The sequence below is a fragment of the Streptococcus suis genome (assembly GCF_002960445.1).
Taxonomy (GTDB): domain Bacteria; phylum Bacillota; class Bacilli; order Lactobacillales; family Streptococcaceae; genus Streptococcus; species Streptococcus hyiners.
Genome location: NZ_POJD01000080.1, coordinates 1 through 351 on the forward strand (window position 1 = coordinate 1; position 351 = coordinate 351).

The following is a 351-nucleotide window of genomic DNA, read 5'->3' on the forward strand; positions in this document are numbered from 1 at the left end:
GTTTGGAAAATGGCGGAGCTTTCCATGATGGTGACTTGGTAGTAGAAGAGTTGCTCAAGATTTTGCAGGTGCGGCCATGAGTTTTACAGTACAAGTAAAGGAAGAATTGCTGCTTCAGTCTAGCCAAAATAAGAGCGAGCTATCTGCTATTATCAAATTATCAGGTAGTTTGGGCTTAGCTTCATCAGGTTTGACTCTTTCTATCAGTACGGAAAATGCAAAGATTGCCCGTCACATTTATGAACTGTTACTCCATTTCTACCAGATTAAAGCTGAGATTCGCCATCATCAAAAACCTAATCTCAAAAAGAATCGTGTGTATGCAGTTTTGATAGAAGACGGCGTGAATGA

1 protein-coding gene is annotated in these 351 nt (G+C 40.2%); it reads left to right on the top strand.

Going from position 1 to position 351, the window contains the following annotated elements:
• Window positions 1-76 precede the first annotated feature (76 nt).
• A partial coding sequence (gene whiA / locus C1G53_RS01780) for a DNA-binding protein WhiA (protein ID WP_105117455.1) occupies window positions 77-351 on the top strand: 275 nt, incomplete at its 3' end.